Source organism: Tardiphaga sp. 172_B4_N1_3, from assembly GCF_052076035.1.
Taxonomy (GTDB): Bacteria; Pseudomonadota; Alphaproteobacteria; order Rhizobiales; family Xanthobacteraceae; genus Tardiphaga; species Tardiphaga robiniae.
On the sequence record NZ_CP197238.1, the window covers coordinates 2,966,325 to 2,988,919 of the forward strand.

Consider the following 22,595-nt stretch of genomic DNA (forward strand, 5'->3'; position numbering starts at 1 on the left):
CACGCCAACAATGCGACGGCCTGCCGCTGCCCAATTTGGTCGCTGTCAACGCAAGCGCGGTTCACGGGAACCGCGTGCGACATATGCAGTCGAAGATTACTTTTTCTTCGCTGCCGTTGTAGGCGCGGGAGCAGGAGCGACGCCGCCCCATGGATCGTATTTTTCCTTGGGAGTCGGAACGCGCTCCAAGGCGGCCTTGTACGCCTTCTCGTCGATCTTCGGCTTTTCGGGCCCAGGCGCATGATCGGCGCCGCCGCGCTTGCCGCCCATCTGCGCTGTCGCCGGCGCAGCCAGAAGCGCCACTGCCGCGATCGCCAATACCAATGCTCTCATCATGCGTCCCTCCGGCGCCTTGATAGCCTGACGTGCAGGCCATTTTCCAGCCCCAACATGGCGAGGCCGCGACCATCGACCGCAGGTCCGCCCGTCCTTGGAAACGAGCGAATACTCCGGCACCCGCCACCCCGGCCGACCCATATCCGCTGAAAACACAGGCTTTTCAGCGACCGTTTGGTGAACGATCGGTTGCACATTCCCGTCAAATTTCGTGTCCGGAAAAACTGGATCTTGGAATGTTTCGCCTAGTCTCCGCAGACAGCAATGGAGAAGCGGCCTGCGCCGCCTTCCTTGCGACGGGGATCGGGGACGTGGTCGACATTGCAAACCCAGCCGGCATGCATGGCAGCAGAGCAACGGGCGCCGGGATGACCGCGGCGAACCGCCCAGCGTCTGCGCCCGATGCGCTTGCGCCGCTCGCAGCAATCGCGCCCGAGCCATGGCGCGCGCTCGCGCAGCAGGCCGTCGAGCCGAACGGCTATTACCTCGCTGACTGGGAACTGGCCGTCAATGCATCCGCGCGCGGCCGCACCGATGTCGCCGCGCTCAGCGCCTGGGCGAGCGACACCGGAACGCCCCGCTTGATCGGGCTGCTGCCGGTGATCACCGCGCGGCGCGCCTATCGCATTCCGCTCCCGGCACTGGTGAGTGCCGATCCCTATGGCACCCTCTCGACGCCGCTACTCGATCGCGACATGGCGCCGGACGCCGTCACGCGCCTGCTGGAACAGGCCCGCAAGGCTGGCGCGCATGCGCTGATCCTCGAGAACGTCTCGCTCGACGGCGCCGCAATGCAGACGATCCGCAAGTCGCTCGCCATGCAGGACCTGGCGCCGCGTATCCTGCAATCGCACGCCCGCGCCTGCCTCGATGCCACGCGCGATGCCGATGACCTACTGCGCGATGCGCTCGGCGCGAAGAAGCTGAAAGAACTGCGCCGCCAGCGCAATCGTCTCGCCGAGCATGGCGCGGTGACGTTCCACATTGCGCGCACGCCGGCGGAGATCGCTGCGACCATCGACACATTCCTGACGCTGGAAGCGAGCGGCTGGAAAGGCAAGCGCGGCACCGCCCTGATGCAGGATGCCGGCGACAATGCCTTCATCCGCAGCGCCACCAAGGCGCTCGCCGAACACGGCCAATGCGAGATCGTCACGCTGCGCGCCGGCGACACACCGGTCGCTTCCGGCGTGCTGCTCAGGCATCTCGATCGTGCCTTCTACTTCAAGCTCGGCGTCGACGAGCGCTTCGCCAAACTGTCCCCTGGTGTGCAGCTCACGCTCGACGTGACGCGGCATCTCTGCGCCGATCCCGTGATTGCAAGTGCCGACTCCACGGCCAATGCCGGTCACCCGATGATCGACCCGATCTGGCGCGGCCGCCTTGCCATCGGCGACGTGCTGATTCCGCTGCGCAAGCACGATCCGCTGGTATCGCTGATCCACGGCGCATTGACCTTGCGTCGCTCCATCCGCGAGCCACTGCGACGCGTGGCCCGCTCCCTCCGCAACCGCCTCCGCTAGATATCAGGGGTTCAACCATGAACGCAGCTACTGACGTCGCGCCGGTGATCTCGGCCGCCAATCAATCGCTCAAGAACGATTTTCCGCTGAAGCCGTTCGCCATCAAGCACAAGCTCGCCGGACATCCGCTGCTGACGCTGCAGCGTATCGCACAGCTCGCATCCGAACTGCCGCGCGATCTCATCGAATACAATTCGGGAAAGGTCGCGATCAGCCAGGATCCCGACGCGATCCCGTCGGTGGATCTCGATCCCGTTGAGGTGGTCAATCGTATCGAAACTGCCGGTGCCTGGATGGTGCTGAAGCGGATCGAGAACTCGCCGGAGTATCGCCAACTGCTCGAAGACACGTTGCTGTCGGTGGCGCGCGCCCGCGGCTTCAACAGCCTGCTCGATGCCGGTTTCGAACAGCTCGAAGGCTTCCTGTTCGTGTCGTCGCCGAATTCGACCACGCCGTTCCATCTCGACAGCGAGGATAATTTCTTCGTCCAGATCCATGGCGAAAAGTTTTTCACGATCTATGACAACAGCGACCGCGCCATCGTTTCCGACGACGAGATCGAACGCTCGATGACCAAGCATCGCAATCTCAAATTCGACGACAGTTTCGCACCGCGCGCCGTCGAGTTTCACATGTTCGATGGCGATGGCTGCTACGTGCCCTATCAGTGGCCACACTGGGTGCGCACCGCCGGCTCGTTCTCGATCTCGATGGCGATCACCTGGAAGACCAAGGAAGTGCGCCGCGTCAACGACCTGCACTTCTTCAACTCGATGCTGCGCGGCCTTGGCTTCCCGCAGAAGCCGCCGGGACAGCAGCCGATGCTGGACACGTTGAAGCTCGCCTTCTACCGGACGGTGACCACGGCGATCAAACCGCTGCGTAGCTCACTGGCCATGCGCAAACTGCTGCGCCGCATCGCGCTCGGCAAGAAGGCGAATTATTATTTGAAGGGCGCGTAAGGCGCGCCCTACTCCGCCGCCTCGGCGTTCACTTCCGCCGAGACCTGACGGATCGCACGCGCAAGTTTTTCGGCATCCTGCGCACCGGACACCGCATATTTTCCGGCGAACACGAAAGTCGGCACGCCGGAGATGCCTTTGTCCGCGGCTTCCTTGGCGTTGCCGGAAATCAGTTCGACATCCTCGTCGGTGGCAAGGCGCTTGCGGATATCGTCCGCATCGAGTCCGACATCGGCCGCCGCCTGGACCAGCGTCTCGCTTTGGGTGAGGTCGCCGCCGTCGCGGAAATACAATTCCATCAGACGCTGCTTGACCTCGGCCGACTTGCCGGAGGCTTCGGCCCAATGGATCAGCCGGTGGCAATCGATGGTGTTCGGCTGGCGCTTCACGCTGTCCGGCCGGTAGGTCAGGCCCTCCTGCTCGGCCGCATCGACGACACGGCCGGCAATGCCTTTGTAGGCTTCGACCGAACCGAATTTGGTCTCCAGATAGGTCGAGCGATCGATGCCCTCGCGCGGGATCCACGGATTAAGGAAGAACGGCCGCCAATTGACATGCACCGGCACGTCGGGGACCAACGCCAGCGCATTCTCGATGCGGCGCTTGCCGATATAGCACCACGGGCACACGACGTCGGAGACGATATCGATCTGAAGCGGCTTGATGGTGCTCATGGGCGGGCTCCCTGTATTTGTTCCGCCCACAAATAGGCGTCGTGGACATCGCGGACAAGGCCGTTAGTTCCCGTTTGAAGCGATCTCCCGGAGCCTGTTCGCCGTGACGTCATCCGCCGGAAAGAACGTCTCGATGGCGATTTCCGACAGGGTGATATCCAGCGGCGTACCGAAGGTCATGGTCGTCGACATGAAGCTCAGCACATCGTCGCCGAGCTTCATGCGGAATGGCACCACGACGCTGTCAGCCACGATCGGCGCCGACCGCGCCGGCACCGGATAGGTCTTTAATTCCTGATACAATTTGATCAGTTCCGGATCGGCGGTCGCCTCGCATTGTCGATGCAGACGTTCCAGCAGATGCGCGCACCATTCGCCGAGATTGACAGTGCGCGAGGCCAACGCCTCCGGATGAAAGCTCAGCCGCAGCACGTTGAAGGGCTGCCCGAGCAAGCGCGGCGCGATGCCTTCCAGCAGCGGCATCACCATTCGGTTGGCCGCGACCAGATTCCAGTGCCGATCGACCGCCAGCGCCGGATTGGGCTCATGGGCCTTCAGCACGAGGTCAATGGCCTGTCGCGCTGAATTCAGCGCGGGATCGTCCAGCGCCCGCTGCGGAAAGGCCGGTGCGAAGCCAGCAGCCACCAGCAAGACATTGCGCTCGCGCAGCGGCACGTCGAGCCGCTCGGCCAGCCGCAACACCATCTCGCGCGAGGGCGAGGCGCGGCCGGTCTCCAGGAAACTCAGATGACGCGTGGAAATCTCGGCATCGCCGGCCAGATCCAGCTGGCTCAGGCGGCGGCGCTGCCGCCATTCGCGCAAATGATGGCCGATCCCGGCGGGCCGGGATGTTGCGGAGGACGCTGCAAGCTGTGTGTTCATGGCAAAAAGCTAACACGCGAATTTCGCAGCTTCCATGACCTCACAGGTAATCGATTTGGCTCCGCCGCGCCGTCATGGTCGGGACATCCACAACGACCAACCGAAGGACAACGACCATGATCAATCCCTCTCTCCTGCTCCGCCGCGCCATCCAGATCGACGCCATCGTTAGCGGCGCCACGGCGCTGCTGCTGACCTTTGCCACGGGCCTGCTGGCGCCCCTACTGCATCTGCCTGAAGCACTGCTGCTGGAATCCGGCCTGTTTCTGATCGCCTATGCGGCGCTGGTCGGCTGGCTCGGCACCCGCGCGACCATGCCGAAGCTGCTGGTGCTGGTGATCATCATCGGCAATGCGCTGTGGACTCTGGGCAGCATCGGCCTGCTGTTTTCGGGCGCGGTGACGCCGAACCTGCTCGGCCAGATCTTCGTGGCCGCGCAGGCGATCGCAGTCGGTGTGTTTGCGGAGCTGCAATATATCGGGCTGCGCCGGAGCGCAGCGGTACAGGCAGCTTAAGCCGCCTTGCTCCTGACCTTGCCGGCCTTTGCCTTGCTAGCCTTGGCCGACCTGGATTTAGCCGACTTGGCCTTAACAGACTTGGCCTTGGTCGCTGCGGAGGTCTTCTCCGCGGCGGCCTTGGTCGTTTCGGCTTTGCCCGAAGCCGCTTTGCCCGAAGACTTGGCCTTCTTGGCCTTATCTTTGGCCCTCTTGGCCTTCGCCTTTTCTTCCTTCTTCAGCGCCTTGCGCTCGGCCTTCTCCTTGGCCTTGAGCTTCTCGGCACGTGCCTCGGCGCGCTTCTTCTTGCGCTTCTTCTCGCAGGAATCGCACTTGCAGCCGATCGGCTTCAGGTATTCCTTGAAATACTCCGTGCCGTAATCGTAGTTGATCTCTTCGCCCGGCTCGATCTTCTTGATCGAGCGGATGATGATCTTCTTCTTCGCCGCATTGACGTCGGACTCAGCGTTCGGCTTGCAGGCGTGGTTGATATAGCGCGCGATGTTCTTGCGGATCGAACCATCGACGGTCCAGCGCTTGCTGATCTGGAACAGATACTTGTTCTCGATCGCGTCGTGCTTCTCGTTCTTCGAATCCAGCAGGGGCCCGAAGTATTGGACGATCTTGACGCCCTTCTTGATCGGCTGGGTGGCGAAAAGACCGAGACCGGTTTTGGAACGGCCGATGCGATATGGCTTAGCGGAAGTCGAGGCGGGCATGGGATGAGGAACTGACGCTGCTGGAGACAAAATGAAGGCTGACCAAGCTGTCTAGCGCGATTCAACCAGCCCTGTCAGCTGCTTCGGTTGAACCTTCCCCAGCTTGTGAACGTCAAAGCAGCACCTTTCCCGTGCTGGATGCCCTGAAATGCCCCGCCTGCCCGCCCTCGCTGTCGCCACACTGACGATCCTGCTCGGCGCGCCCTCGCTCGCCGCGGCCAACACTATCGGCAGCGTCTACACGTCGACGACCGACAACGACTGCCGCAAAGCGTCCAACCTCAAAATCGATGGCGATGACTACGCCGCGGAACGGACTTGCCGCGGCCCAGCTGGTCTCGTCGTGGTGAAGAACGAGGACGACCTGCGCGAGACCATCACGGTCGGACGCAGCGCCAGCGCCGCTGACAAGGAGCCGGCGGCATCGCAAGGCTTCGGTCCGTTCAACTCCACCACCAACACGATCGAATGGCGCGTCATTGGCGGCAAACCATTCGCGATGATCCAGCGCTGGCACATCGCCGACAACGACGATCCCGAGAAAAATGGCCGGCCAAAATCCAAACAGATGCTGGTGGTCACGCGGTTGCCGCCGGGCGCCGTGTGCCATGTCGCCTATATCGACGTGACGGCCAATCCGGAGGCCAACGAGCTGGCCCGCAAAGCCGCTGACGAACTCGCCCGCGGCTTCGATTGCAAGACGGACAAGGTCAGCGTGATCGGCACCGACGGCCGCGCCACGGCACTGGCGATGACATCGCGCTAGGCGGTCTTGTTGATTTTGCGATAGCGCTACCGCATCGGCTGGCCGTGGGCGAAGAGTTTCGCTACTTCGGCGTCTCCATCGCCCTGGCGACGGTGATCTTCAGCATCTCGACGAACAGCTTCTCTGCGTCGGTGCCATCAGGCAAGCGGCGCAGGATATCAGTGAGCCGGCCATCGAGGGTCAGCATGGTGAAACCATGCACCAGCGACCATGTCCGTGCGATCTGCGCGGCTTGCTCGATGGTCAGCGCATCGGTGGCGACGTTGCCCGGATGATGTGCGCCGACCACGCTGGCAAGACCGGCGAAGGATGCATTGGCTGCCTCGCGCAGATTCGGCCGGGTCATGTCGAGCCGCTCGGTGCGGAACATCAGTTGATACATGCCGGGCTGCGCACGTGCATAAGCGAGATAAGCCTTGGCACGGGCGAGCGCGCTTTCGAGCGGCGTCGTGCCGCTCGCACCGGCCGCAGTCATTGCGGCGTTGAAGTTGCGAAAGCCGATAGCAGCGAGTTCGCTGACGAGGCCAGTGAGATCGCCGAAGTGATGCGTCGGAGCCGCATGCGATACGCCGGCTTCGCGGGCGACGGCGCGCAGCGTCAGGCCAGATAGTCCATCGCGCTCCAGCACGATCTCCGCGGCTTTCAGCAGCGCGCCGTGCAAGTCCCCGTGATGATAGGGAGATTCGGCGCCGGCGGTTTTTTTGGGCGCGCCCTTGGCTTGCGAAATTCCTGCGACCTTCTTGCGGCGGTCTTGCGGAACGGCGCGCGGTTTCGCGATCTTGGTCTGCTTCGTCATGGTCATGTTATAGGTCGTCATTTTTACACTGTAAAGATTTTGCTTGACGGGCTGACCGCTCACATCTAGCAATCTAGACAACGTAAAGATAACAGCATGGGAGACGACGATGGCGCTGCTGGACCCGATCGAGGCTGCTCATGACAATCTTGCGCCGATCCCGATGGAGTGCGACGCGCCATTCCTGACAGTCGTCGGCGAACTGCCACGTGAGCTCAATGGCACGCTCTACCGTAATGGCCCCAATCCTCAATTCGAAACCAAGGGCTCGCACTGGTTTGTCGGTGACGGCATGCTGCATGCCTTTCACATCGAGAACGGCCGCGCGAGCTATCGCAATCGCTGGATCCACACGCCGAAATTTCTCGCTGAGCACGATGCCGGCCGCGCGCTCTATCGCGGCTTCGGCCAGAAAATGCCGGATGCCCCCGCTTCACTTGGCAATGACTCAGGCGCGGCCAATACCAACATCGTCTTTCATGCCGGCCGCCTGCTCGCGCTGGAGGAAGGCCATGCGCCAACCGAGATCGAACCGGGCACGCTGAAGACGCTCGGCTATCAGAACTATAGCGGGCGCATTGGCGGGCCGTTCACCGCGCATCCGAAGATCGATCCCGTTACCGGAGAGATGACCTTCTTCGGCTACAATGCCCGGGGAATCTTTAGTCCGACGATCTCGTTCGGCGCAATCGATTCATCGGGCATCGTCACGCGCTTCGAACGTTTCGATGCGCCCTATGCCAGCATGGTGCATGACTTCATCGTCACCGAGAACCACCTGCTGTTTCCGATCCTGCCCATCACCGGCAGCATGGATCGCGCCCGGTCTGGTCGTCCGCCCTATGCGTGGGAGCCGGACAAGGGCTCTTATGTCGGCGTGATGAAGCGCGGCGGCAGTGCGGATGATATCAAGTGGTTTCGCGCCGAAGCCTGCTACGTCTTCCATGTGATGAATGCGTGGGAGGAAGGCGACCGCATCATCGCCGACGTCATGCAGTCCGAGGAAGCGCCGCTGTTCACGCATCCCGACGGCTGGCCGACAGATCCTGCGAAATCCAATGCCCGGCTGTGTCGCTGGACCTTCGATCTGGCAGCCAATACTGATCGCTTCACCCGCACCTATCTCGACGACGTCACCGGCGAATTCCCGCGCATCGACGAACGGCGTTCGGGCCTTGTGAGTACGCAAGGCTGGTACGCCTGCGATAATCCGGCGCCGGGAGCCAGCAGCGCATTTTCAGGCCTCGTGCATGTTGGACGCGGAGGCGCGCGGCTGGCGCAATACATGCTGCCGCTCGGCGACAGCATTTCGGAGCCGGTCTTCGTCGCGCGCGGCAAGGATGCAGCCGAAGGCGATGGTTGGCTGCTTGCGGTGGTGTGGCGCGCCCGGCAGAACCGCAGCGATCTGGCAGTGTTCAATGCCACCGATGTCGCCGCGGGGCCGATCGCTCTCGTCCAGCTCGGTCACCGGGTACCAGCAGGCTTTCACGGCAACTGGGTTAATTCCTTCTAAACCATTGATCCAATGACAGTTAAAGATCTCGCCTCACATAATTTTGACAGTGTAAAGATTTTTGTTGACGAGCCCGCGGGCAAGGCCTAGAAGAAATCTTGACAACGTAAAGATGGAGCGACAGGAAAACAGCGTGGCGTCCTTTCTCATGATCGGCGCGGCTGCCATCGCCTCCTGAAGCACAACGACAAAGTACTCATTCGACAACAAGCGCGCGGAACCACGCCATGATCAACGTCCTCGCCAAGCTGGCCATCGGCTTCCTTTCCACCATCGCCTTTTTCACGACCTTTGCGGTCGCAGGAGACGTGCTGATCGCGACTGCCGTCGCCATCGCAAGCGCTGCTACGCAGTTCGTTCTCGCACGAACCGCATATCGCAGGCCGGACATGATGACCCGGACAGCAAGCTGGGGCAGCCTGGCCCTCGTGCTGGTTGTGACCGGGACCACGCTCGTCGGTATCGAACCATCCGGCGCGGCCGCCTCGGCCTCTCATGACGTTTTCACGCCGGTCGGCAATGTCTGCCCGCTCTCACAACAAGACATATGATCGCAGGATAATGAGCAGCTACACGACGACCTCGTAGGCGAGCCTGCAACTCATCTTCACAACGTCAAGATAGCCCGAACTGGAAACGCCATGGCTTCCTTTCTCATCATCGCCCCGTTCGGTGCTTTCGCCATCCTGATGATGGTGTCATCGGTCGCGATCAGCCTCTTCGCCGCAGCCGCGCTGTCGCTCGGCATCGTGGTCTGGGACGTGATCCGCGGCGGCTCGCTGAAGATGCTTGCAGCAGGCTCGGTGCTGATTTTCAGCGCGCTCGGCTGCTACATCACGCTGGTCGACGGCAATTGGAGCGCGGTGGCCGTCCGCCTCGCCGTCGATGTCGGCCTGCTCTCAATCGTGCTGCTGTCGCTGGCGATCCGGCTGCCCTTCACGCTGCAATATGCTCGCGAGATGGTCGACGCCGAAACCTCGAAGCTGCCCGGCTTCATGAAGGCGAACTACATCCTCACCTGGGCCTGGGCCGGCGCATTTGTGCTGATGCTGGTGGCGGATATGTTGATCATTTACATGCCCTCGCTGCCGCTATGGATCGGCTTTGCGGTGGCTTTTGCCGCTCGCAACTCTGCCGTTGCCTTCACCAAATGGTACCCACAGTATCGTCGCGCGAAATATGGTGCAGTGAAACCGGCTGAACCGCTGAAGCCCTGATCCACTTCGCCTGCAAATCGACGCCTGACCATCTCGACTGCATTGGGAGCACTGCGATGAAGGACGTATTCGCCAAACTTGGCCAGGATTTCTTCTCCACCATCGTCTTCCTGGTGCTCTACCTCGTCACCGGTGACGTCCTGCTGGCAACCTGCGTGGCGATTGCGGGTGCCGTCGCACAGTTCGTCTATGCCCGCGTCAAGGGCTCGAGGCTCGACGTAATGACCTATGCCAGTCTCGCGCTGGTTGTCGTCCTCGGCGGCGCGACGCTGCTGACCAAGGATCCGCGCTTCGTGCTGGCCAAGCCCAGCATTGGACATTTCGCCATCGGCGCGATCATGCTGCGCAAGGGCTGGATGCTGCGCTACCTGCCACCCATCGTCAGCGAGACGATCCCTGAATATGTGACCGTTGCGGGCTATGCCTGGGCTGCGCTGATGTTCGCGCTTGGCGCCGGTGTCGTCGCTGTGGCCATGACCGGCGATATGAAACTGTGGGCGTTCTATGTGTCGGTCGTGGCCATTGGCGCCAAGGTGCTGGCCTTCGCGATCCAGTATGTCGTGTTCCGGGTGATCGTCGGCCGCAAGCTTCGCGCAGCTGCAGCGACGGCGCCGCAGATGGGCGCCTAGTCGCTCGTACGCAACAGCGAGCTTCGCAAACGGGCTACTCCGACATCCACCGTCAGCGGCGGCGATGCCGCGGGCGCATGAACCGTGTCGCCCTCATATTCAGCCGTGATCCAGCGCGTGCCATCCGCCAGCGCCGAGGTGGTGAACGACGCCGTGCCGGCGCGATCGAGGCCGACATGGGTCGCAAGAACCTGCTCGCCATCGCGAAAGGTGACGGCACCTTTCGGAATGCCAACACCGCCGGCAATCGCGGCCGTCAACGTGACCACCGCTCCAGACGGACAAGGATTCTCGGACGACGACAGCGCCACCGCCGGCGTGACGCGTATGGTTTCCTCCACCACCGCGGATTGGCTCGGCTGCACCACGACAGGCAGATAGTTGGACGTCCCCATATAATCCGCACGGAAGCGATGCGGACCCGGCGGCAGTCGCTGGACCACCAGCGACGGATGAGCCACATCGACCCAGCCAAGCACCATGAGCGTCGTCTCATCGACAAAGCGGACGATGCCGCCCGGGACGCCCCCACCGCGTTCACTGGTCACGGACGCCGTCAGTGTCGTGCGACCGGCCACATCGATGGATGCCACCAAAGTGGTCCGGGTCAGTTCGGAGTGAATGATGGATTGGGCGCGGGCCGCGGCCGAACTTGCGAGCATAACTGCAGTGACGACGACCAGATGAAAATTGTTCACCTGTTACACTCCGGTTTGCCACCCCTGGGATGAGGCGCGTGGCCGGCGAAAAGGTTCAAACACAAAAAACCGGATGCGGAGAGGCCGCATGCCGATGTGAACAATTCGTCACAGATACTGATAAAACATGATTCCGTTGACCGCGCTGGCCGCGGCCAACAACGTCACCACCGTCGCATTCAGCTTCAGAGCATCCAACATGGCGCGGCCTCAAATTCGTCTGCAGTCTGATCGCTATTGGAACAGCGCCGCCTGAGTCGTCACCGCTTTTCTTTTTCCTCCGCATCCTTGCGAGTCACCGGAGAATCGAGTCCCGCGCGCAGACCGAAATTCAGCGGGGTCGCTGCAAGCCTGAGTCGCGTTTTGTCGAACCAAATCGCTGGCGCCGCGACACAAAACCATGACCCGAATCGCCATCCTGATCGCCGGCCTCATCACCTCCGGCACCGCCTTTGCGCAACCCGTGACGCCGCCGCCGGAGCTGCTATCGCAGGAGACACCGGAGTGGTTTGCGAGCGCCCGTGCCTTCGTGCCGCCGGACCGCGTGGCCGGTCAGGCGTTTCATGTCGACATGTCCGATCCGCAAGCGCCGGTCGGATATGTCGCGACCTATCCAGCCGGTGCTAACGATCCCAAGACAGCGGCAAGCGCATTCGATGCCGGTGAGATGCTGATCGCAAAACTCGCGCGCAGCGACGGCAAGCTGACCGCCCTGTCAGCCGAGCTGCGCCCGCGTGACGTCACGCTGAACAGCAACATCCCGCGTGTACTGAGCGCCGCACGTGACGATGGCGAATATCGCGAACTCCACACTGAATTGCTGAAGACGCGCGGCACGCTGCCGGATGGCGCCGTTCCCTGCGATGTCCATGGCTGGTCGACCGACCGCGATCCCAACGGATTGAACGTGCGCGCCGGGCCATCGACGAAGGCCAAGGTGCTTGGCACGCTGCCGCCGCCCTACAAATTCAAGAGCAAAGGCGAGAATGTCCCCGATGGTGGGTGGCTGACGGAATTTTCGATCATCGGCTTCAAGGATGGCTGGTTCCTGATCGAAGGCGCAACGCCGCCCGGCAAGGGATATGAGGACGAGAGCAGCTATCCGCGCAATCATCCAAAGCCCTATGGCGGCCGCGGCTGGGTCGCGGCCAGCAAGGTCGGCGCGCAATATGCGAATGGCGACACGCGGATGGGCGGACTGTTCCAGGCGCCGCATGTGGACGCGCAATGGACAGCGGCCAAAGGCGAAGGTGGCAGCGAGATCAGTGCCGATGGCGGCCCCAAGCGCGTTCTCGCCTGCAGCGGCTTCTGGGCGCTGGTGGAAAGCCACGACGGCGTCCGCGGCTGGTGGCGACGGCTATGCTCGAGCCAGGTGACGAATTGCAGTTGAGCTAGAACCAGATTTGCTGTGGCACGCCCAGCGCATCGCGCGGTGCATTGCCTTCCGGCAGACAGCCCACGCAATCGCGCGCGGCCAGCGCCACCGCGCACGCATCGAGCACATCATCCCGCTTTGCGCCGGTGCGCGTGCGCCTGGCAGTGAGCCAGTCGTCAAGGTCGCTGAAGCCATTCGCCAGCAACAGATGACGGCGGAGCGCCAGCCCCTCCTCAGTGTGTTTGGACGGCAGCGGTTGATTGTCGTTCAGGCGGAGAAAGACAAGTTCGGGATGGGCTTCGCGGATATCGAGATCGCGCTGTTCCCGCACGAAGCCGTCGACCTCCATGATCTTCGGTCCGAGATGCCAGAGCTGGCGCGAGACTTTCTTCTGCCCGCGCCTCTCGGCCTGCGCGTTGGCGAGGTCGGGATCGGTGAAGTCCTGCCACAGCCAGCGACGTCCGCCGGAGAATACGCGCGAACCGTGGGGGCTGAGCTTCTTGCGGGCGAGCTGATCGCAGCTCCGCACGCCGTCATCGCCAAGGCCGATGGGAATATCGATCGCCGCACGGGCAAAGCGCTGCGTCGCAAGCCAGGAGATATCGCTGATAAAATAGATGGAGCGCCGGTCGCCGTCGAGTGTGACGGCGACCCAGCCCTGATTGAAACCATCGAGGCCAATGAAGGTCACGACATCCTCTCAGCCGTCATTGCGAGGAGCATCTTGCGACGAAGCAATCCAGTCTTCGCTTGTAGCTTTCTGGATTGCTTCGCTGCGCTCGCAATGACGCCAAGAGGTCGCAGCATCAACCGAGGTTCAATTCCTTGAAGAAGTCGTTGCCCTTGTCATCGATAATGATGAAGGCCGGGAAATCCACGACGTCGATGCGCCAGATCGCTTCCATGCCAAGTTCGGGATATTCGACCACCTCGACCTTCTTGATGCAGTGTTCGGCGAGGTTGGCCGCCGAGCCGCCGATCGAGCCGAGATAGAAGCCGCCATGCTTCTTGCAGGCTTCGCGCACGGCGACGGCGCGGTTGCCCTTGGCAACCATCACCATGGAGCCGCCGGCGGCCTGGAACTGATCGACGAAGGAATCCATGCGGCCGGCCGTGGTCGGGCCGAAGGCGCCGGAGGCATAGCCTTCGGGCGTCTTGGCGGGGCCGGCGTAATAGACCGGGTGGTTCTTGAAGTAATCCGGCAGCGGCTCGCCCTTCTCCAGGCGATCGCGCAGCTTGGCATGCGCCGAGTCGCGCGCGACGATCATGGTGCCGGTCAGCGACAGGCGCGTCTTGGTTGGGTAGTTCGACAGCGTCGCCAGAATGTCCTTCATCGGCTGATTGAGATCGATCTTCACAACCTCGCCGCCGAGCGCCTGCTCCACCTGCGGCAGATACTGCGCCGGGTTATGTTCGAGCTCTTCGAGATAGACGCCGTCTTTGGTGATCTTGCCGAGCACCTGGCGATCCGCCGAGCACGACACGCCGAGCCCGATGGGCAGCGACGCGCCGTGGCGCGGCAGGCGGATGACGCGAACGTCGTGGCAGAAATACTTGCCGCCGAACTGCGCGCCGACGCCGGACGACTGCGTCATCTTGAGGATTTCCTGCTCCATCTCCAGATCGCGGAAGGCGTTGCCGTCCGGCGAGCCTTGGGTCGGCAGCGCGTCGAGGTAACGCGCGGAAGCGAGCTTCACGGTCTTCATGCAGAGCTCAGCGGAGGTGCCGCCGATGACGATGGCGAGGTGATATGGCGGGCACGCGGCGGTGCCCAGCGTCATGATCTTCTCTTTGAGGAAAGCGAGCAGACGATCCTTGGTCAGCACCGACGGTGTGGCCTGGAACAGAAAACTCTTGTTGGCGGAGCCGCCGCCCTTGGCCATGAACATGAACTTGTAGGCGTCGTCGCCCTCGGCATAGATCTCGCACTGTGCCGGCATGTTGTTGGCGGTGTTCTTCTCTTCATACATGGTCAGCGGGGCGACCTGCGAGTAGCGCAAGTTGCGGCGCAGATAGGCATCGCGGGCGCCTTCGCTGAGTGCCGCCTCATCGTCGCCATCGGTGATGACGTTGCAGCCCTTCTTGCCCATGATGATTGCGGTGCCGGTGTCCTGGCACATCGGCAGCACGCCGCCGGCGGCGATGTTCGCATTCTTGAGGAAGTCGAAGGCCACGAATTTGTCATTCGGGCTGGCTTCGCTGTCGTCCAGGATGTTGCGCAGCTGCTGCAGATGGCCGGGGCGCAGATAGTGGTTGATGTCGCCGAACGCGGCCTCCGAGAGCGCCTTCAGCGCATCCCGCGATACCACCAGCATGTCCCTGCCCAGCACTTTCTCGACCCGCACGCCCTCGGTGGTGACCTTCTTGTAGGGGGTGGTGTCCGCGCCCAGCGGAAACAGCGGGGTGTGCTTGTAGGGCGGCACGGGCTTCGGATCAGGGAAAGCGGCGGGAGCGTTCATGGCGGGGCCTCAAAAAGGGAGGGGATTTGAGGCCCTTGTAGGCGGTTTCCGGACAGTTTTGAAGGGTTCAAAACAGGGGGACAGGCCCGCAATCGCGGGGATAATCCCCCTGTTCCAGCAGTAACCGGCTGCGCCCGCCGCGCCTTGCATAAAGTGGCGTCCCGCGTTTCAGTGCGACCGGGGATTGAGGAGAATCTGGAATGTCCATCCACCGCCTGCGCGGCATTTTTTCGGCTGTGGTACTGCTCGCCACCATAACCCTTGCCGCTTCGCCTGCCCGCGCCGACCGCTGCGATGATCTCGCGCGGCAGCTCAAGAGCCAGATCGACGGGCTCAGCGTCGGGCGCACCGCAGCCAATGTGATCTACCTGTCGCATCCGGCGGCAAAGCAATTGCGGCTTGGCTGCGCTAGTCGCAATTTCAGCAACGAGCTCTATGCGGCCTCCGCGACCCGCAAGCCAGCGCCGGCGTTCACGGACCTCGTCGCCAGTGCGGCAGCCGTCATCTTCACGATCCCCAAACCGGATACGGTGAAGGGCACCACGCGATGTCTCGGCCGCATGGGGATTTTCCGCGGCGACGACGTCAAGCTGCGCTATCGCCGGCTCGACCTGCGCTGCACCCGCAACAAAACATCGGCGAACATCACGATCTCCCGCGGCAAGGACGAGTGAGTATTTCGTTTCAATTGTAGTGAAGTCCTGGACGGCACGTTTACCACCGTTTCCGATCCACACCGATTGCCGCAAATTGCAGCGCCTGATTTACCAAGTCCTTGTTGGCGCATGCGCCATGGTTCGACTGCAAGTGTTGGAAACAGGGAATTTGAAATGAGCGTTTCAAGCGTCAGCAGCGCACCGCCGGTCACGCAGGTGACACCAGTCGAAGCGAAGCCGCCAGAGCCGAAGAAGAACGACGACAACGACAGCCGCACCGCGCCGCCCCCGCCGCGCGCAGCGCTGCCGCCCGGCCAGGGCACCCGGATCGATCAGCTCGCTTAACTCGGCACCGTCGGACAGAGACCAGCCGCCGGTCGCGTTGACGCGAGGCCTGCCCCATCACTGCCGCGAATCTGGTATCGGATGCGGGCCGAAGGAGGCCCGACATGATCGCTCGCCTCGTGATACGTACGCTGGTCTGGTTCGGCGTGATCGGCGCCGTTTTGTTCACCGCCGCCGGGACCTGGCAATGGCCGGCGGCGTGGTCATTTCTGCTCTTCATGATCCTGCTCGGCCTTGGCGGCGGCCTGTGGCTGATCCAGATCGATCCCGCGCTGTTTGAAGAACGCATGCGCCCCGTCGTACAGCAGGGGCAGCCCACAGCGGACCGCGTCTTCATGGTGGCGTTCTTTACCGTGGCACTGGTCTGGCTGATCGTTGCGGGGCTGGATCAGCGCTTCGGTCTTTCGCAAATGACCGTTGGCGTCCAGGTCGCGGGTACGGCACTCGCAATCACGGGAATGGCAATCTCATTCTGGGTCCTGCGCGAAAACAGTTTCGCCGCACCGGTCATCAAGCTTCAACGCGACCGCGGCCAGCACGTCATCGATACCGGTCCGTATCATCTCGTGCGTCATCCCATGTATAGCGGCGCCATCCTGTTTTTCCTCGGCACATCCCTCTGGCTTGGCTCGTGGTGGAGTGCCGCACTGACGCTGATCATGGCCGTGCTGTTCGCATGGCGCACGACGGCCGAAGAGCGTACCTTACGGGACGGTCTCCCCGGTTACACCGACTATGCGACGCGAGTCCGCTATCGTCTGTGTCCGGGACTCTGGTAACCCCGTCGCGCGAGCCGCACGGCGCTATTTGTCCAGCGCCTTGTAGTGCCGGAAGATGCCGTCCTTGTTGAAGGCAATGCGGCGGTCGCTGTCGAGATAGGCCTTGATGTTCGGTCGAACCGCCACGCGGTTATGCAAATCGATCAGGCCTGGAATCTCCCGCTCGAATTTTTTCATGCGTTTCGGAAATGCGTAGCGCAATCCTTCAACAATCTGGAACAGGGACAGATCGACATAGGTCGCCTTGCGGCCGGTGACATAGGCGCCTTCGCTGGCTTTTAATATCCGCTCGAAATAGCCGAGATATTTCGGCACGCGCTCTTTCAGGAATTCAGCGCTGCGCTTTTTGGCCGGGCCTTTCTGGTCCTCGTAATAGAGCGACACGCCGATCGGGTGATGGGTGTCGTGCACTTCGGCGATGAAATCGGTAATCGTAAGCTGCAGTTCATGCAGTTGCAGGCGCGCCGCTTCCAACTTCGGCGCCAGACCGTGACGTGGGCCGAGGTAGAACAAGATGTTGGCAGTCTGGCCGATCACCATAGTGCCCGCCTTGAGGAACGGCGGCGCGAATGGCGGAATGCCTTTCTTGCTGTCGAGCATCCTCGTCATTGCGGCCATGCCGCCCTTGCCGCGCGCCATATCTCGGTAGTCCCCGCCGGCATCTTCGAGCGCCAGGCGCACGAATTCGCCGCGGCCCTGGATCGTCGGCCAGTAATACAGCTCATATCGCATGCGGAACCTCGCCAAATGTCGCGTCAGGGGTGCCAGGGTAACTGCTCACCGCGGAATTCGTTCGCCGCGCCGGTCCGGCGAGAACTCCGCGCCGTCGTCCAGCTATCGCCGCAAAACGCGCCATGGCCGGGACAGGCCCGGCCATGGCGGAGTGTATTACAGCTCGTCTGCCGCAACAGAACTCAATTCGAGGCGAAGCAGTACAGCAGACCGTCGCCGCCGGTGCTCTTCAGGTCGTTCTGCGAGCAGCCGCCATCGGGGCCGCGCGACGGATGCGAGGTGTTCCATGACTTGGACGGCGGTTCTTCGTTCAGCCCCGTACGATCGATATGACCGACCATGGCGGCCCCCTGGGTGCTGCTCGTCCAGTTCTTGCAGGTGCGATCCTCGCCGGCGGCGAAGGCGGTGCCATCGACTTGTGAGCCGGTCAGCACGTCATGGCGATTCGGCGTATCGCCGCGGCCATTGATCACCTCGCCCTTTTCGCTGAGTGAGGTCTGCTTGGAGAGGTTGTTGCTGGCGCCATGCAGATCAGCGACATCCTTGGCGACGACGACGCCCTTGGCATTCTTCCATGGGCCGTTGCCGATCCGGTCCTTGGCATTGATTGCGGGCTTGCCGTCGGCGGCCTGCGTCGAGAGATAAGCGCGCCAGGTCTTGGCGCCCGCGCCTGCAGCCTGCGCCAGCGTCTGGCAATGATTGTCAGCACCGGCGAGGCCACCGAGATTGCCGCCATTGCCGATGCCATTGCTGGTGACGAAGAAGCTGGTGTCCGCGCCCTGCGCGAACGATGGCGACGTTGCTGCAAGCGAGACGGCGACAGCACCGGCGCATAGGCCGAGACGGGTCATGGTCGAGAGAAGAGTGGGCATCGATTCCTCCAATTTGTTTTTGTAGCCACGCAACGCCAGTCGCGATGGGACGCAACTGACCAACACGTCATCCGGCGGATTATTCCCGCTCTCTTATTGAGATCATCGCCTGGTAATGCACACGCATGAGGCCAACAAAAAGCGCCGCGGAATGATCCGCGGCGCTTGTCCGATTTCGATGACGCAAGGCTTACGCCTGCTGGATCGCCGACAGTTCCCACTGGGCGCCGCGCGGGCGCACGAACGTCCAGATCTCGGTCGCTTCGATCGGCGTTTCGCTACCAGCCACCAAGCGATTGGTGCCACGCTCCAGCGTCTTGTCGACCAGCGAGAAGCGCATCGCGACGCTCGCATAGTCGGTGTCGCCTTCGCGCCAGGCTTCCGCGAGGTCGCCCTGCAGCAACTTCACATCCGACACCTTGTTGATGTCGTTGCGAGCCTTGTTCTCGGCGAGGTCCTTGGCGAAGTACGACACCATTTCCGGCGTCGACAGCTTGCCGAGCTTCTCGACATCTTCGTTCGACCAGGCAGCCTGCACATCGCTGAGCAGCTTCTCGAAAGCTTCATAATCCTGCGGTGCGATCTCGATCGGCTTGTCATTGTTCGAGCCGCCGAAACCGAAGCCACCGAGACCACTGCGCTGGGTCGGCTGTGCGCCATAACCCTGCTGCGCCTGGTTCATGTGTGCCTGGTTCTGGTCGGGACCATTGGCCGGGCCGGTATAGGCCGAGTTGGCCGGACCGGCATAGGCCGACGCCGTCTGGTTGCGACGCTGCCACCAGGACATCGCGAGGCGGACGACGATGATGATCAGGCCGACCTGCAGCAGCAGGCCGATGATCGAGGAGATGCCGCCGAGGCCGCTGAACAGACCGCCGCCGAACAGCATGCCGAGCAGGCCTGCACCGAGGAAGCCGGCAGCGAGGCCGCCGAGCATGCCCATGCCCGGACGGTTGAAGAAACCGCCCTTGCTGGCTGCGCCAGTGGTCGCGCTGTTCATGCCGGGCGAACCTGGCTGTTGCATGGTGCGGTTGAACGGCTGAGCCGCGTTGGGCGCCGTCGACGTGCTCGGCGGGGCCGAGAACGTGCGGTTGCCGCGCGAGCCCGAGCTGCTGCCACCGCCAACGCGGGCGTCGGCAGAGGAGATTGCAATTGTGAGCGGCATCGCCAGCGAAAGGACGACGGCCATCGTCTTGACGACGCCGCGCATGCTGAACGTGAAAGTCATGGTCATTCCCTCAATCCCCGGCAGGGGGAAAACACCCTTAACATGGCTACCCCAGCCTAAAAGGGAAGCACCGTTCGAGGGTAAACGCTGCGGCCCTCGGTCGCGGCTCGTCATTGAACCTTTGGCGCAAGAGTCATCTTGCTTTCAAACACTTATGCTGCATTGCGGGGTGAATGCGCATTAGAAGGCAGGATGGTATTGCCAGCGGCGCTCCGTTAATTCGGCGCCATGGTTTCCTTGACTTTGGCGATCAGCGCGCTCAGGGCGAACGGCTTGGCCAGGAAGGCGAATTGCTGGTTTTCCGGCAGGCTCTTTTCGAAGGCTTCCTCGGCGTAACCTGACACGAAGATGATGCGAATATCCGCATTGCGGGCGCGCATCTCCTTCAGCAGCGTCGGTCCATCCATCTCCGGCATCACCACGTCGGAGACCACGAGATCGATGGCGCCGTTCTGCTCGTCGAACAGCTCCATCGCTTCGACGCCGTTGCCGGCTTCGACCACCGTGTAACCGCGCGAGCGCAGACCGCGGGCATTCAGCGCGCGCAGGCCCTCTTCGTCCTCGACCAGCAGGATGGTGCCCTGCCCGGTCAGATCCGCACGTGGCTTGGCGTCGGCAGCGGCTTCCTTGGCGGCGACGGCGGCCGCAATCGCCGGATCGGGAGCGACTTCCTTTTCCTGATGATGGCGCGGCAGGAAGATGCGGAACGTGGTGCCTTTGCCCGGCTCGGAGTCGACATAAACGAAACCGCCGGTCTGCTTGACGATGCCGTAGACCGTGGAGAGGCCGAGGCCGGTGCCCTTGCCGACATCCTTGGTGGAGAAGAACGGCTCGAAGATCTTCTCCACGATATCGGCGGGAATACCAGTGCCGGTATCGCTGACATCGATGCGCACATAATCCGACGGCGGCATGCCCTTGTAGGACAAACGCCCAGCTTCCTCGGCCGAGACATTGACGGTGCGCACAGTCAGCGCGCCGCCATCCGGCATCGCATCGCGCGCATTGACCGCGAGATTCACGATCACCTGCTCAAATTGCGAGATGTCGACCTTCACCGGCCACAGATCGCGGCCGTGCACGACTTCGAGTTTGACCTTCTCGCCGATCAGGCGCTTCAGCAGCAGATCGATATCGGACAGCGCATCGCCAAGATTGAGCACCGTCGGGCGCAGCGTCTGGCGGCGCGAGAATGCGAGCAGCTGGCGCACCAGCGTCGCCGCGCGCGTCGCGTTCTGCTTGATCTGCATGATGTCCTGGAACGACGGATCGGTCGGCTTGTGCGCGTTCAGCAGGAAGTCGTTGGCCATCATGATGGCGGAAAGCACGTTGTTGAAATCGTGCGCGATGCCGCCGGCCAGCTGGCCGATGGTGTCCATCTTCTGCGCCTGGTTGACCTGGTTCTCGAGCGTGCGGCGCTCGGTGGTCTCCAGCATGTAGACGATGGCCGCTTCGGTCTCGCGCTCGTTCTCCTCCACAGCGGTGACGAAGAACTGTCCCCAGCGCTCCTTGGCACCTTCCAGCAGCGCTTCCACCGGCGGGATATCGCCCTGCCCCTGCGCGGCGTGGCCGATGGCCGCGACGAGCTGGTTGCGGTCGCGGTCGCTGACGGCGGCCAGGATCGACTTGTTGACGGCGCCGGACGTGTTCAGGCTTTGCGCCAGCTTGGCGAAGCGGGCATTGCCGCGCACCACGGTGCCGTCGCGGTCCACCGTCGCAATCGCCATCGGCGTATGGTCGAAGAAGCGCATGAAGCGCACTTCGGCGGCGCGTTGCGGATCCGAGCGCTCGTCGCGCGCGCGCGAGATCACGAGGGTGCGCGATGCACCCGGCACCCCATCGGCGCCGAAAGCGAGCTTATGATAGAGCCGCACCGGCATGGTCTTGCCGTTGCGCATGCGCAGGTCGATGTCGAAGACTTCGGTTTTGACCTCGCCGGGCATCGGCACGATCGACGTCAGCAACGAGGCGCCGTCGCCAGAGACGATGTCCGTGAGCTTCAGACCGCCGGAGCCGATCTCGGCAAGATCGTGATCGAGCCAGTTCGCCAGTGTGGCGTTGACATAGACCAGCTCGCCCTTTGGATTGACCGAGAAGAAGCCGCACGGCGCGTGATCGAGATATTCGATGGCGTGCTGCAATTCCTGGAACACGTCTTCCTGACGCTGGCGATCGCGGGAGATATCGGCCACCGACCACACCGTGGATTTGGCTTCGCGCTTGCCTTCACCCAGTGGACGCACGCGCATCCGCAGCCAGCGGCCATGGCTGCCGTCGGGCGCTGCGACACGGACTTCCTCCTGCTGGCGCTTGCCCTCGCGGGCAGCCTTGAGCAGGCGGAAGACGGCTTCGGAGACGTCGGGATTGCCGATGAAAACGCGCTCGACCGGCCGCGCATCCTGCGCGGAGGCCGCGCCGGTCAATGTGAGATAGGCAGCATTGGCATAGACCACATGGCCCCGCGCATCGGTGACCGCGATACCGTCAAAGGCGTGATCGGCCACGGTGCGCATGATCGGATCGTCGGATGTGCGATCAGCAAAGCGGACAATACCGGCGGCAAAGGCGAACAACACGAACAGGCCGACCATCGCCAGCAGCGCCAGCAGGCCCAGAATATAAGGCTGCGCCTGGGCGCGGCCGAGAGTCATGAATGCCACGGCGCAGGCGATGATCGCGGCGGCAATCAGCAGCACCAGCACGATGCTGCCGCTGCGCCGGGCCGGCTCGTGCAGAACCGGATTCTGCGCCGTCATCGATTGGCGATCGTGGTCGGTCTCGGCAGTCATCGGACGGTTCGTCGCCTGTTGGCAGTTGCGGCAGCGCGGGTTTGCGCGCCTCCTGAGTGCATCAATCGGCTGGCCTTACGCAAGCGCCGCGTCGGCCTATTCGCTTCCAATCCGCCGATTCGCAACACGTTCCCGGCCCCTTGCCCGGCCC

General features: G+C 62.6%; 24 protein-coding genes. 12 read left to right on the plus strand and 12 right to left on the minus strand.

The window, feature by feature from the left end:
* Positions 1-96: 96 nt before the first annotated feature.
* The gene (locus tag AB7783_RS14065; RefSeq protein WP_320447847.1) at positions 97-333 is read right to left on the minus strand and encodes a hypothetical protein; all 237 of its coding nucleotides are present in this window, start codon (positions 331-333) and stop codon (positions 97-99) included.
* A 314-nt stretch (positions 334-647) separates the two neighbouring features.
* On the opposite strand from AB7783_RS14065, the gene AB7783_RS14070 reads away from it, so the two are divergent.
* Entirely contained in the window at positions 648-1,859 is a 1,212-nt protein-coding gene (locus AB7783_RS14070; protein ID WP_441279698.1) for a GNAT family N-acetyltransferase, read from the plus strand.
* A gap of 17 nt (positions 1,860-1,876) precedes the next feature.
* A complete protein-coding gene (locus AB7783_RS14075; protein WP_441277974.1) occupies positions 1,877-2,821 on the plus strand; it encodes a JmjC domain-containing protein in 945 nt (314 codons plus the stop codon).
* Between the two features lie 8 nt (positions 2,822-2,829).
* On the opposite strand, the gene AB7783_RS14080 is transcribed toward AB7783_RS14075, so the two are convergent.
* Both AB7783_RS14080 and AB7783_RS14085 read right to left on the minus strand, forming a co-directional pair.
* The gene (locus AB7783_RS14080) at positions 2,830-3,495 is read right to left on the minus strand and encodes a DsbA family oxidoreductase (RefSeq protein ID WP_175366536.1); all 666 of its coding nucleotides are present in this window, start codon (positions 3,493-3,495) and stop codon (positions 2,830-2,832) included.
* 63 nt (positions 3,496-3,558) lie between these two features.
* Positions 3,559-4,377, minus strand: coding sequence for a helix-turn-helix domain-containing protein (locus AB7783_RS14085; RefSeq protein WP_441277975.1), 819 nt, complete (start codon positions 4,375-4,377; stop codon positions 3,559-3,561).
* 116 nt (positions 4,378-4,493) lie between these two features.
* Here AB7783_RS14085 and AB7783_RS14090 point away from each other — a divergent pair, with 116 nt between their 5' ends.
* Complete coding sequence (locus tag AB7783_RS14090) at positions 4,494-4,892, plus strand: hypothetical protein (RefSeq protein WP_441277976.1); 399 nt, start codon at positions 4,494-4,496, stop codon at positions 4,890-4,892.
* Here the strand turns inward: AB7783_RS14090 and AB7783_RS14095 are convergent.
* Positions 4,889-5,590 carry an SET domain-containing protein gene (locus AB7783_RS14095; RefSeq protein WP_441277977.1) on the minus strand — a complete coding sequence of 234 codons (702 nt, stop codon included), beginning with the start codon at positions 5,588-5,590 and terminating at the stop codon, positions 4,889-4,891. The two genes, AB7783_RS14090 and AB7783_RS14095, sit on opposite strands and share 4 nt — an antisense overlap.
* 148 nt (positions 5,591-5,738) lie before the next feature.
* Between AB7783_RS14095 and AB7783_RS14100 the strand changes: the two genes are divergently transcribed.
* The gene (locus tag AB7783_RS14100; RefSeq protein ID WP_441277978.1) at positions 5,739-6,356 is read left to right on the plus strand and encodes a hypothetical protein; all 618 of its coding nucleotides are present in this window, start codon (positions 5,739-5,741) and stop codon (positions 6,354-6,356) included.
* A 61-nt stretch (positions 6,357-6,417) separates the two neighbouring features.
* Here the strand turns inward: AB7783_RS14100 and AB7783_RS14105 are convergent, their stop codons facing one another.
* The gene (locus AB7783_RS14105) at positions 6,418-7,152 is read right to left on the minus strand and encodes a TetR/AcrR family transcriptional regulator (RefSeq protein ID WP_441279699.1); all 735 of its coding nucleotides are present in this window, start codon (positions 7,150-7,152) and stop codon (positions 6,418-6,420) included.
* 109 nt (positions 7,153-7,261) lie between these two features.
* Between AB7783_RS14105 and AB7783_RS14110 the strand changes: the two genes are divergently transcribed.
* From AB7783_RS14110 to AB7783_RS14125, 4 genes are all read left to right on the plus strand, one after another.
* The gene (locus AB7783_RS14110) at positions 7,262-8,665 is read left to right on the plus strand and encodes a carotenoid oxygenase family protein (protein ID WP_441277979.1); all 1,404 of its coding nucleotides are present in this window, start codon (positions 7,262-7,264) and stop codon (positions 8,663-8,665) included.
* Between the two features lie 227 nt (positions 8,666-8,892).
* The gene (locus AB7783_RS14115; RefSeq protein ID WP_115029860.1) at positions 8,893-9,216 is read left to right on the plus strand and encodes a hypothetical protein; all 324 of its coding nucleotides are present in this window, start codon (positions 8,893-8,895) and stop codon (positions 9,214-9,216) included.
* A gap of 90 nt (positions 9,217-9,306) precedes the next feature.
* Complete coding sequence (locus AB7783_RS14120; RefSeq protein WP_093756607.1) at positions 9,307-9,882, plus strand: hypothetical protein; 576 nt, start codon at positions 9,307-9,309, stop codon at positions 9,880-9,882.
* A gap of 56 nt (positions 9,883-9,938) precedes the next feature.
* Positions 9,939-10,511 (plus strand): inner membrane-spanning protein YciB, encoded by a 573-nt coding sequence (locus AB7783_RS14125; protein WP_439059315.1) that lies wholly within the window; start codon positions 9,939-9,941, stop codon positions 10,509-10,511.
* Here the strand turns inward: AB7783_RS14125 and AB7783_RS14130 are convergent.
* Positions 10,508-11,209 carry an Ig-like domain-containing protein gene (locus tag AB7783_RS14130; protein WP_441277980.1) on the minus strand — a complete coding sequence of 234 codons (702 nt, stop codon included), beginning with the start codon at positions 11,207-11,209 and terminating at the stop codon, positions 10,508-10,510. The two genes, AB7783_RS14125 and AB7783_RS14130, sit on opposite strands and share 4 nt — an antisense overlap.
* Before the next feature lie 400 nt (positions 11,210-11,609).
* Here AB7783_RS14130 and AB7783_RS14135 point away from each other — a divergent pair, with 400 nt between their 5' ends.
* Complete coding sequence (locus AB7783_RS14135; RefSeq protein WP_441277981.1) at positions 11,610-12,599, plus strand: SH3 domain-containing protein; 990 nt, start codon at positions 11,610-11,612, stop codon at positions 12,597-12,599.
* 1 nt (position 12,600) lies between these two features.
* Here AB7783_RS14135 and AB7783_RS14140 read toward each other — a convergent pair whose 3' ends face one another.
* The gene (locus tag AB7783_RS14140; protein WP_439064479.1) at positions 12,601-13,275 is read right to left on the minus strand and encodes a DUF429 domain-containing protein; all 675 of its coding nucleotides are present in this window, start codon (positions 13,273-13,275) and stop codon (positions 12,601-12,603) included.
* A gap of 115 nt (positions 13,276-13,390) precedes the next feature.
* Positions 13,391-15,043, minus strand: a complete 1,653-nt coding sequence (locus AB7783_RS14145; RefSeq protein WP_441277982.1) for a fumarate hydratase — start codon at positions 15,041-15,043, stop codon at positions 13,391-13,393.
* 200 nt (positions 15,044-15,243) lie between these two features.
* Here AB7783_RS14145 and AB7783_RS14150 point away from each other — a divergent pair, with 200 nt between their 5' ends.
* The 3 genes from AB7783_RS14150 to AB7783_RS14160 all read left to right on the plus strand — a co-directional run bounded on the left by AB7783_RS14150 (position 15,244) and on the right by AB7783_RS14160 (position 16,823).
* Positions 15,244-15,717 (plus strand): hypothetical protein, encoded by a 474-nt coding sequence (locus AB7783_RS14150; protein WP_441277983.1) that lies wholly within the window; start codon positions 15,244-15,246, stop codon positions 15,715-15,717.
* Positions 15,718-15,873: 156 nt separating this feature from the next.
* Positions 15,874-16,044 (plus strand): hypothetical protein, encoded by a 171-nt coding sequence (locus AB7783_RS14155; RefSeq protein WP_165826873.1) that lies wholly within the window; start codon positions 15,874-15,876, stop codon positions 16,042-16,044.
* Positions 16,045-16,148: 104 nt separating this feature from the next.
* Positions 16,149-16,823: a methyltransferase family protein gene (locus AB7783_RS14160; protein ID WP_441277984.1), complete on the plus strand. Its 675-nt coding sequence runs from the start codon at positions 16,149-16,151 to the stop codon at positions 16,821-16,823.
* A 24-nt stretch (positions 16,824-16,847) separates the two neighbouring features.
* On the opposite strand, the gene AB7783_RS14165 is transcribed toward AB7783_RS14160, so the two are convergent.
* From AB7783_RS14165 to cckA, 4 genes are all read right to left on the minus strand, one after another.
* A complete protein-coding gene (locus tag AB7783_RS14165) occupies positions 16,848-17,555 on the minus strand; it encodes a glutathione S-transferase (protein WP_441277985.1) in 708 nt (235 codons plus the stop codon).
* Between the two features lie 182 nt (positions 17,556-17,737).
* A complete protein-coding gene (locus AB7783_RS14170; RefSeq protein ID WP_441279700.1) occupies positions 17,738-18,406 on the minus strand; it encodes a lectin in 669 nt (222 codons plus the stop codon).
* A gap of 211 nt (positions 18,407-18,617) precedes the next feature.
* Positions 18,618-19,655, minus strand: coding sequence for a Tim44 domain-containing protein (locus tag AB7783_RS14175; protein WP_439060525.1), 1,038 nt, complete (start codon positions 19,653-19,655; stop codon positions 18,618-18,620).
* 215 nt (positions 19,656-19,870) lie between these two features.
* Positions 19,871-22,444: a cell cycle histidine kinase CckA gene (gene cckA, locus AB7783_RS14180; protein ID WP_093756614.1), complete on the minus strand. Its 2,574-nt coding sequence runs from the start codon at positions 22,442-22,444 to the stop codon at positions 19,871-19,873.
* Positions 22,445-22,595 lie beyond the last annotated feature (151 nt).